This is a genomic window from Candidatus Methylomirabilota bacterium (assembly GCA_036005065.1).
Taxonomy (GTDB): domain Bacteria; phylum Methylomirabilota; class Methylomirabilia; order Rokubacteriales; family DASRDR01; genus DASYQW01.
The window spans coordinates 1-9,716 of record DASYQW010000271.1; the positions used below are offsets into that span (position 1 = coordinate 1).

The 9,716-nt window shown below is 69.5% G+C and carries 11 protein-coding genes; 5 read left to right on the forward strand and 6 right to left on the reverse strand.

Translation table 11 applies throughout. The features are described from left to right. On the reverse strand, nt 1–486 hold a 486-nt coding region (locus VGW35_18775; protein ID HEV8309712.1), incomplete at its 3' end, for a hypothetical protein. A gap of 174 nt (nt 487–660) precedes the next feature. On the opposite strand from VGW35_18775, the gene VGW35_18780 reads away from it, so the two are divergent. Further along, nucleotides 661–1,317: a Fe-Mn family superoxide dismutase gene (locus VGW35_18780; GenBank protein ID HEV8309713.1), complete on the forward strand. Its 657-nt coding sequence runs from the start codon at nt 661–663 to the stop codon at nt 1,315–1,317. Between the two features lie 116 nt (nt 1,318–1,433). Here the strand turns inward: VGW35_18780 and VGW35_18785 are convergent, their stop codons facing one another. The 5 genes from VGW35_18785 to VGW35_18805 form a co-directional block, all read right to left on the reverse strand. Continuing rightward, nucleotides 1,434–2,243 carry a PRC-barrel domain-containing protein gene (locus VGW35_18785; protein ID HEV8309714.1) on the reverse strand — a complete coding sequence of 270 codons (810 nt, stop codon included), beginning with the start codon at nt 2,241–2,243 and terminating at the stop codon, nt 1,434–1,436. Nucleotides 2,244–2,319: 76 nt separating this feature from the next. After that, nucleotides 2,320–2,760 (reverse strand): PPC domain-containing DNA-binding protein, encoded by a 441-nt coding sequence (locus VGW35_18790; GenBank protein HEV8309715.1) that lies wholly within the window; start codon nt 2,758–2,760, stop codon nt 2,320–2,322. 21 nt (nt 2,761–2,781) lie between these two features. After that, on the reverse strand, nt 2,782–3,879 hold the full coding sequence (locus VGW35_18795) for a hypothetical protein (GenBank protein HEV8309716.1): 1,098 nt from the start codon (nt 3,877–3,879) through the stop codon (nt 2,782–2,784). Nucleotides 3,880–3,987: 108 nt separating this feature from the next. Continuing rightward, complete coding sequence (locus VGW35_18800) at nt 3,988–4,563, reverse strand: SCO family protein (GenBank protein ID HEV8309717.1); 576 nt, start codon at nt 4,561–4,563, stop codon at nt 3,988–3,990. A 14-nt stretch (nt 4,564–4,577) separates the two neighbouring features. Continuing rightward, nucleotides 4,578–5,990: an NAD-dependent malic enzyme gene (locus tag VGW35_18805; protein HEV8309718.1), complete on the reverse strand. Its 1,413-nt coding sequence runs from the start codon at nt 5,988–5,990 to the stop codon at nt 4,578–4,580. 128 nt (nt 5,991–6,118) lie between these two features. On the opposite strand from VGW35_18805, the gene VGW35_18810 reads away from it, so the two are divergent. From VGW35_18810 to VGW35_18825, 4 genes are all read left to right on the forward strand, one after another. Continuing rightward, nucleotides 6,119–6,640 (forward strand): iron transporter, encoded by a 522-nt coding sequence (locus VGW35_18810; protein HEV8309719.1) that lies wholly within the window; start codon nt 6,119–6,121, stop codon nt 6,638–6,640. Between the two features lie 254 nt (nt 6,641–6,894). After that, nucleotides 6,895–8,742 carry a uroporphyrinogen decarboxylase family protein gene (locus tag VGW35_18815; protein HEV8309720.1) on the forward strand — a complete coding sequence of 616 codons (1,848 nt, stop codon included), beginning with the start codon at nt 6,895–6,897 and terminating at the stop codon, nt 8,740–8,742. 128 nt (nt 8,743–8,870) lie between these two features. Then, complete coding sequence (locus VGW35_18820) at nt 8,871–9,077, forward strand: DUF433 domain-containing protein (protein ID HEV8309721.1); 207 nt, start codon at nt 8,871–8,873, stop codon at nt 9,075–9,077. Continuing rightward, a complete protein-coding gene (locus VGW35_18825; GenBank protein ID HEV8309722.1) occupies nt 9,074–9,412 on the forward strand; it encodes a DUF5615 family PIN-like protein in 339 nt (112 codons plus the stop codon). Before VGW35_18820 ends, VGW35_18825 begins: the two co-directional genes overlap by 4 nt. The last annotated feature ends 304 nt before the right edge of the window (nt 9,413–9,716 follow it).

The window sequence follows — 9,716 nt, forward strand, 5'->3', positions numbered from 1 at the left end:
AAGCCGGTTCACGACTACCTTGAGCCGCGGCTCCGGGAGGGCTGCCACCTCGGAGATCCAGGCCCTGACATGGGGAAGGGCGAGGTCCAGGCTCTTGCGAAGGAGCAGCCGCGCCAGCGGCTCGGGCTGCCCAGCCAGGTCGAACAGGATGTAGATGTTGTTGACGAGCACGTGCAGGACCGCCAGGCCATCCTCGTCGGTGAGGCTCACACCCCGGGCCAGGCGCCCCGGAGGAGCGTAGGCGTCCGTCTCGACCAGCCGGTGGCCCAGCACGACCGGGACGCGGACAGTGGACGCCTCCGACGAGAGAGCGAGCCAGAGAGGCCGAAGCGGGAGGGCGTGGAGGTGGACGTGGAGCCGGCGGTCGAGGCGGCGGCGGCTGTACCCGCGCGACGGGCAGTGAAGCACGATCGGGAGGCCCAGGGCCGTTGCGTAGTCGCGCGCGACCGCCTCGAGTGTCGCGGGGAAGGTCCGGCGCGGGAACATCAGGGACTCCGCAGATTCCTCATGTCCGCCGATTCAGCCTAGCTGGATGTCAAGGATTATAGGCCAGGCGCCGGCGGTAGCGCCAGCCCCGCATCCGGGCACCGGCGCCCGCGCGCCTCGCCAGAAGTCGAGGCGTGCGTTACACTGGGAGAAGGAGGGCAGAAAGGGGAGAACGTGGCGACCTACCAAGCGAAGACGTTCCAGCCCAAGAAGTACAAGGAGCAGGTGTTCGACCAGCTCCGGGGGCTCGAGGGGATCTCGGATGCCCAGATCACCGAGCACCTCGCGCTCTACGCCGGCTACGTCAAGCAGGTGAACCAGCTGAACGAGGAACTGGCCGCCCTGATCGGCCGCGGCGAGGCCTCGGGCAAGAGCCCGGAGTTCGCCGAGCTCACGCGCCGCCTCGGCTTCGAGTACAACGGAATGCTCCTCCACGAGTACTACTTCTCCAACCTCCGGCGGGCCGCCGAGCCGCAGCCCCCCGCCGGCTCGGGCCTGACCCAGGCCCTCGGTCAATCCTTCGGGTCGAGCGAGCAGTGGATGGCCGACTTCCAGGCGATCGGGGAGATGCGAGGGGTGGGCTGGGTGATCCTGTTCGAGGATCCGGCCACTGAACGGCTGACCAACCACTGGATCACGCTCCATCAGGACGGCGTCCCGGCCGGCTTCAAGCCGCTGCTCGTCATGGACGTGTGGGAGCACGCGTACATGCGGGATTACAAGGCGACGGAGCGGGGGAAGTACATCACGGCGTTCTTCCGGAACATCGACTGGCAGATGGTGGAGCGCCGGCTCAACGAGTCGGCCGCCATCCGGCCGGCAGCCGCCTGACCTCGGCCGGGCGTGAGGGCGGAGCCCTGCCGGCCGCCCCACAGCCCCTGGCGTCCAAACGCACGGGCGGCCGCGCTGGGAAGCGCGGCCGCCCGCACGACGCCTCGACGCCAGCGTCACGCCGCCCGGTCGCGATCCTCCGTTTCCCAGTACTTCCGCCGTCCGTAGTGCTCGTGGAGCCGGCTCTCCAGCTCCCGCTCGAGCGGATGCGCTGGGTCGTACTCCGGGGCGCTCTTGACGACTTCCCGGCTCAGATCGATGTGGACCTTGGAATCGTTCCAGCTGACGGCCGCGATCCACTCCGGCGATACCAGGACCTGCTTCCCCGGCCACCAGTTCCGGGTGTCGATGACCATGTACCGGATCGCCCACGTCCTGTCGTCGATGAGGAAGTCGTCGACGTGGCCGATGTCGCCGTCCGCGGCCTGGATGTAATATCCCCTGACCTCCTGCACGCTGCGGAGGTGTCGGTCGCTGTCGCGGTGCTCCACGTTCGCCATGCCCTCCCGCTCCAGGGTGGTCAGGGCCTCGGGCTCGACCGGGACCGGCTCCGGGGCGATCGGCGCGAACGGGTACGGGCCCGCGCCCCACCGGTACGGACCGGCCCAGTAGTAAGGGTAGCCGTAGTGGCCCGCCAGCTCGGCCTCGTAATGCCGGGTGACGGGCCTGGCGGTGTCGACGCCCGGGCTCCGCTCGACCTGCGCCCGGGTGAGGCCGACCGGCAGCCGCTGGGTCGTCCACCGGGGCTCCCGGAGCGCCATCGGCGAGATCAAGACCTTTCGGCCCGGAAGCCAGTCGCCGGTATCTGCCACGAGGTACCGGATCGTCCAGCTTTCGTCGTCGAAGTAGAAGTCGTGGACCGCCCCGATATCGCCGTCAGTCGCCCCGATCGTGTAGCCGACGAGCTCACGCGCGCTGTGCAGCATGATGCACCCCCTTGGCAGGATAGGTCGATGCAATCGGGCTGCCGGCAGCGCGACGGGAGGCGGACACCGGGCGAGATCAGGCTGCCCCGAGGTCGATCAGCGCGAGCCCCGTCGCCGCGTCGAGACGGCGCCGGAGATGTCGCGGGGATTCCGTGAGGATCACCTCCAGCGTCGGCCACACGTGGGCTTCGAGGAGGTGCCCGCCGTGGGCCGTGCCATCCGATTTGCCGACCACCACGTGGGCATGGACGGCGGGCCGGCCGTCCTTGGTGGCCACGTCCCCGATCAGCGACAGCACCTCCACCTGCTCCCGGACCGGGATCCGCGCATAGTCCTTCCGCTGGCGGTCGAAGTAGCCGAGCACGGCGCTGCTGAAGGCGCCGATCGCCGTGAAGTGGCTGGCCGCGAGCCGCTCCCGCTCGGCGAAGCTCGTGAGTCCGGCCATGACCTCGTCGCCCCGGTCGAAGACGAGGACGAACGTCTTTTCCTCCTTGTCGTGAAGCAGTCGCGTCTTCATGGCGGACGCGCGGGGGCCGCCTCAGTAGCGAAAGATGGCGGCCAGCTCGGCCCCGCCCGGTACCTGGGAGGGCTCGACGGCGTAGACCGTCCCGCGGTTGCGGACGGTCTCGGCCGCCGCCACGTTCAGGAGATCCTCGTCGCCCGGCGCCGGGCTGGTCCGGCTCTCGGCCACGCGGCCGTCCGGCCCGATGGTCCCCCACCGCTCGGCGCCGACGGCCACGAACAGGGAATCGACCCGCCCCTGGTGGGCCGCCGGCACGACCTCTTCCAAACGGTCGGAGGCGCGGCCGGTCCCGGCCAGCTCCTGGTACCGGGCCGCCGCCTGCGCCTGGGCCTTCTGGAAGTGCGGCTTCACGACGTCCCACGCTCGGGCGTGGAGCTCCTCGGCGCGGAGCAGCTCGGGATTCCCCGCGATTCCCGTCTCCAGGAGATGGGGATACGCGCTCGCCTCGCGGTAGAGCGGGAACAGGTACTCGACGCCGGCGAGCACGAGCGGCGCGCGCTCCTCCCGCAGAAAATCCCGGAGCCCGGCGTCGATCTGCTGGAAGTAGCGCAGGATGTTCGCCTTGGTGTCCTCCATGTCCATGCCCTGGCCGTGGAAGACCACCGCGCCCCGACCACCCCGGCCCGGGCCCGAGGCGGTGTGGAGCTGGAGCTGCTTCTCGAACTGATCGTAGCGCAGGGCTTCGGCGAGGCTCCGGGGGACGCCGGTCAGATCGACCTCGGTGACGCTCTGCCGGGTGCCCTGGAGCAGGCGGACGTCCTTCTGGCTCAGGGCCAGCACGTAGAAGCGGCCGTCCTCGGCGAAGAGCGGGAGGAGAGGCTTCACGTGAAAGCGCGGGCCGACGACCACCAGCTCGGGGAAGCGGAGCGCCAGCCGATAGTGCCGGGACCCGGCCGGCGTGAGGAAGAGAGCGAGGCCGTCGGCCTGATGGCGCCAGAACGCACCGTCCTCCAGAAGCGCTCGCCCCGACCCGACGATCTCCCGGGCGGCCGAGGCCCGCCGCCCACCTTCGACCAGCCGGTCCTCCGCCTCGCGGAGCAGGTTCTTCAGCCGGATGCGATTCTGCTGGAGCTCGGCCGGGCCGGCCCGGTGCGTCGGCAGGAACACCGACACACAAGGGTCGGCGCGCTCCTCGATGAGCGCACGCAAGTCATCCCTGGACAGCAGATCCATCTCGGCTAGACGGAAGGCAGCAAAGGCGATGCCGGAGGGCGCCCACTGTCAGGAGCCGGTCCCCTCGGCCCGGAGAGCATCGACGCCCCGGCGGAGCTGCGCCAGGTCGTCGAGGCCGTAACGACCGCGGATCGTCCCCCCGCCGTCGATGAGGACGACGAGGCAGTCGTGGCTCACGCCCCCGTCCTGTCGATGGACGGCGACACCATACCAGCGAGTCACGACGTCGATCTCCGAAGGCTTGCCGGTCAGGAGGAGCCACGCGACGGGATCCAGCCGGCGGTCCCGGGCGAACCGGCGGAGAACAGGCGCGCTGTCACGCGCGGGATCGACGGTGACCACCACGAAGAACACCGCGCGACCGGCGGCATCCCGCAGGTCGCGGGCCAGCCCCGAGAGAAACGGAAGGACTCCGGGACACGCCTGGCAGGCCGTGCAGGTGAATGTCAGGACCACGACACGGTGGCGGAGCTGCGTCAGCCACAGCCGGTCGTTCTGCTGGGTCGTGAGCGCGAAGTTCGGCGCCGGCCCGAGGCGCGGGAGCAGGGCCTCGGCGCCGGCCGCGAGGGCTGCCGCCGCCAGCCCGAGCGCCAGCGCCGCGGCGATCGCCGCCGCCCGGCTCACGAGGGGGACGACCCTCAGTTGCGCGCGGGCGTCCCGGTGGGCACGCGACGCCGTCGGCGCGCCACCCCCGTCTGAGCCGCGGCGCGGGCGACCCCGTCGGCCACGGCGTCCACGACGCGCTTGTCGAAGACGGACGGGATGACGTATTCCTCGCCGAGCTCGCTCGGCGTGATGATCGAGGCGATGCCCCGGGCGGCGGCGATCTTCATCTCGTCGTTCACGAGCCGCGCCCGCACATCCAGGAGGCCGCGGAAGAAGCCGGGGAAGCAGAGCACGTTGTTGATCTGGTTCGGATAATCCGACCGGCCCGTCGCCATCACGCGGACGGCGCCGTGCACTTCCTCCGGCATGATCTCGGGGACCGGGTTGGCCATGGCGAACACCACGGGATCCCGGGCCATCCGGCGGATGTCCTTGGGGCTCACCACGCCGGGACCCGAGAGCCCGATGAAGACATCGGCCCCTCGCAGGGCGTCGGCCAAGCTGCCCTGCAGGCGCTTGGGGTTGGTGTGCTCGGCGAACCAGGCCTTGACGGTGTTCATGTTCTCCCGCCGGCCCCGGTAGAGCGCGCCGGCGCGATCGCAGCCGATGACATAGCGGCAGCCCACCGCCATCAGGAGCTTGGCGGTGGCGATGCCGGAGGCGCCGGCACCGGAGAACACGACGCGGACGTCACTCATCTTCTTCTTGACGACCTTCAGGGCGTTGAGGAGCGAGGCCAGCACGACGACGGCCGTCCCGTGCTGGTCGTCGTGGAATACCGGGATGTCGAGCTCCTTCCGGAGCCGCTCTTCGATCTCGAAGCAGCGGGGCGCCGCGATGTCTTCGAGGTTGATCCCGCCGAAGACCGGCGAGACTGCCCGCACGATGGCCACGATCTCGTCGACGTCCTTGGTGGCGAGGCACAGCGGGAAGGCGTCCACCCCGGCGAACTCCTTGAACAGGAGCGCCTTGCCCTCCATGACCGGCATGGCGCCCTTGGGTCCGATGTCGCCGAGCCCGAGCACTGCGGTGCCGTCGGTGACGACGGCCACGGTGTTGTGCTTGATGGTGAGGGCATAGGCCTTCTGGGGGTCGTCGTGGATGGCCAGGCATACGCGGGCGACGCCGGGTGTGTAGGCCATCGACAGGTCGTCCCGCGTCTTGACCGGCACCTTGCCGCGTACCTCGATCTTGCCCCCGAGGTGCATCAGGAAGGTGCGATCGGAGACGTTGACGACGCGCACGCCGGCCACGCGACGGACGGCGTCGACCACGGCCTGGCCGTGCCGGTCGTCGCGCGCGTTGAAGGTGATGTCGCGGACGATGGTCCTGGCGTCCACCTGGACGAGGTCGACCGCCCCGATGTCGCCGCCGGCGCGGCCGATGGCGGAGGTGACCCTGCCGAGCATGCCGGGCCGGTTCCGGATCTCGAGACGCATCGTCATGCTGTAGCTCGCGCTAGGTGCCGTCATCATCGACCTGTCCTTTCCGATGAGAAGCCGGGCGAGTGGCGTTGCCCAGTGGCCGCTATTATAATCCCCGCGGAGGCCCGGGTGTCGAAGGGAGAGAAGCCGTGAGCTGCCGCTGGGCCGCCCTCGGTGTCTGGCTCGTGCTGGCCGCGCTACCGGCCGTCCCGGCCCGGGGCCAGGGCCTCGTTCCGGTCGGCGAGCCCGCGGTCCAGGCGGGGATCCGGGTCCGCGTCGGCTACCTCCCGTGGGCGGTTTCGCTCGATCCCCCGCGACCCGCCGTCGAAGGACCCCACGTCATCCATCTCCAGGTCGAGGTGGAGGCGGTCCGGGGCAACCCGTACGGGCTCGACCCCGACGACGACGTCCCCTATCTCAGGATCCCGTTCGTGCTGGTGCACGAGCCGACCGGGCGCCGGCAGGAGGGGGTGCTCGAGCCCATGGTGTCGCGCGACGGCTTCCATTACGGAGCGAACGTGGCGCTCATCGGCCCCGGCCCCCAAAGCCTCACCCTCGAGGTGAGCCCCCCCGAGGGACTCGCCCGCCACACCGACCCGCGGACGGAGAGGCGATCCTGGTGGGCCGCGTTCACGCTGACGTGGCGCTTTCGGTACACGCCCGGAGAGTGAGTTCATCGGAGGGGGTGTCGGAACACCCCCTCCGAGACCTCAAGGATCGTGGCGGCGGCAAGCCGCCGCTCGGAGAAAGCCTCCGGAGGGCATCGGCCGGGCGAGCCGATCGACCGCTTGACACCGCCGAGCGCCACGGGTACGCTTCGACGTGAAAATCCGCCAGCTTGGCGAGCACGCGCCGGCCTCGACCCGCCCCCGAACGGCCGCCCCGGCCCCTGGCGCCCGAGCCCGCACTGGATGAGGAGACACCGATGGTGGACGCGAAGACCGCCGACCAGGCTCTGCAGACCTACATCCGCCCGCAGACCTTCCCGGTCGCGATCCGGATGCTCAAGCCGGGCGAGGCGATCCCCGAGCGGGCCAAACGGCCGGCGCGTGACTTCGGCAAGCTCTCCATGAACTGCCAGGTCATCGACATGGCGCGCCGGTACGGATGGCTGATCGCGCTGACCCGCGACGACCACGTCTGCTCCCTCGGGATCACGGCGATCGGCTTCGACAAGCCGACCCACCTCTACACCTCGGGGACCCTCTGCGAGGGGATGTACACCGAGACCAAGGCGGCCGGGGCACGCTCGGAGGCGGCGGTCGACAAGTTCGCCCCCGGCGAGTACACCTGCCTCCTCGTCTGCCCGCTCGACCGCGCGACCTTCGAGCCCCACCTGGTGGTGGTCTACGCGAATCCGGCCCAGGTGATGCGGCTCACCCAGGCTGCGCTCTGGAAGCGGGGCGGGCGACTCACCTCCTCGTTCGAGGGCCGGGCGGTCTGCGCGGACATCATCGTCACCACCATGCAGACCGGCGAGCCTCAGGTCATCCTCCCCTGCTCGGGTGACCGGATCTTCGGCCAGACCCAGGACCACGAGATGGCCTTCACCATCCCGTGGGCCAAGATGGGCGAGATCATCGAGGGGCTGGAGGGGACGCACCGGGGCGGGATCCGCTATCCGATCACGCAGTTCATGGAGTACGAGGCGAAGATGCCGCCGAAGTACATGGACGCCCTCAAGCTGCTCGACGTGGAGAAGGGCAAGACGCAGTACACCCCGCGGGACCGGGTGGTGGCCGCCTACAAGCGCTCCTTCGCGGACCGCGTCCCGGTCTATCCCATCGTGGCCTCCTACGCGGGCACCCTCGACGGGCTCTCGATCGAGGAGTTCTGCACCACGCCGTCGAAGGCCATCAAGGCGATGCTCAACTACTACGAGCGTCACCAGCCCGACGTCGTCCTCGCCTACAACGATCTCGCCAAGGAGGCGGAGGCGACCGGCTGCGGCGTGAAGTACTCGGACTACGTCGTTCCCTCCATCGAGACGCACGTCCTCCAGGAGGACAAGGGAAAGCTGGCCACGCTCTCGATCCCGGATCCCGACAAGGACGGGCGGCTGCCCGCCTTCCTCGAGGTCTGCGAGGGACTGGTGGCGGCCAAGCTTCCCACGGCGGTGGGCGCGGTGGCGGTCGGCCCCTGGACCATCGCCATGCTCATGCGGAACCCGGAGGTCATGCTGCTGGACACCTTCGAGGACCCGGGCTTCATCCACGAGCTGATGCGCTTCACCACGGAGTACTGCAAGCGCTGGGGCGACGCCATCGCCAAGACCCGGATCGGGCTCTCCTACTCGGAGCCCACCGCCTCGATCAGCCTGATCTCTCCCGACAATTACCGCGAGTTCATCGCCCCCTATCACAAGGAGCTGGTCGAGTACTTCAAGGCCAAGAAGGTGGGTCTCACGACCCACATCTGCGGCACGACCTACCCGATCTACGAGGACCTGATCCGGTGCGGCTTCACGACCATCTCCTTCGACCTCGACCAGCAGGCCGACCCCAAGCTCCAGGTGGACCAGCTCGCCCGCTTCATGGAGGTGTCCAAGCAGCGGGCGGTGGCCATCGGGAACGTCGACGCCACGCTCTTCGAGCGGGCCACCAAGGCCGAGATCGAGGCCGAGGTGCGCCGCTGTGTCGCCGCCGCCGCCCGGTACTCGGGCTGGATCCTCTCGACCTCGTGCGAGATCCCGCCGCGCTCCAAGCCGGAGATCGTCCAGTGGTTCATGGATGCGGCCTGGGACTACGGCCGCTACGAGCGCCTCACGGGGTAGCTTCACGACGAGGGACGTGCGGAAAGACCACGTCGTGGGTCAGTTCAATCCGGGCTCGGTCCGAAGCGGTCCGCGCGGTCCCAGAACGGTCGAGCAAGATCGAGGTCATCTGGAAAGGAGGTGTCAGCTTGAAGTGGATCGTGGCCGATCCGGAGCACTTGGGCGGGAAGCCACGAATCGCTGGAACCCGCATCTCGATGGAGTTTCTACTGGAGACGCTGGCCGCCGGCTGGACGATCCCGGAGATCGTGAAGGAGTACCCCGGCCTGACTGAGGAGGCCATCAGGGGGGCCCTGGAGGAGCTGGCGCATTCGGAACGCATCGCTGCTCCATGAGAATTCTTCTCGACGAGAACATGCCGGAGTCGGTCCGGCATGCCCTCCGAGAGCTCGGTCACGAGGTTGATTCCGTCGCGACCCTTCACCTGACCGGCCTGGACAACGGCGGGCTCTACCAGGAGCTCGCCCCATCCTACGACCTGTTCTTCACGCGGGACCGAGCGTTCGTCAGGACCGTGCGCGCGATTGACACGCCGGCTTCCGTGAAGGTCATCTTGGTCAGACTCCCCCAGGGACCGCGCGGCGGGTACGCCCGCGCTTTCGTCAAGGCTTTCCAGCGGACCGACTGGTCCACTCACCCGAACGGCAGCGAGTGGCCGACAGCAGGGTGAGGCGAGTCCGCCGCCAGGAGGTTGCCCCTGGACGCGACAGATTCGGCCGCGCCGCGAAGACCGAGAGCGCAGATGCGGTCGCTACGAGCGCGGGAAGACGGGGAGGAAGGCCTCGGCCGCGAGCGTGGCGATTCTGCAGCCGGCGCGCCGCGGCCTCGCCGCGCCGCGCCGGCTTGGGGCCCGATGGAGTATCCCGGCGCCGGCCACCGAGCGCATAGTGCATCGAGGAGTGCTCCGAGCGGCGGCTTCGCCGCTGCCACGACGGGGGAGCATCGGGGGGTCTTCCCAGACCCCCCGAAGTGAC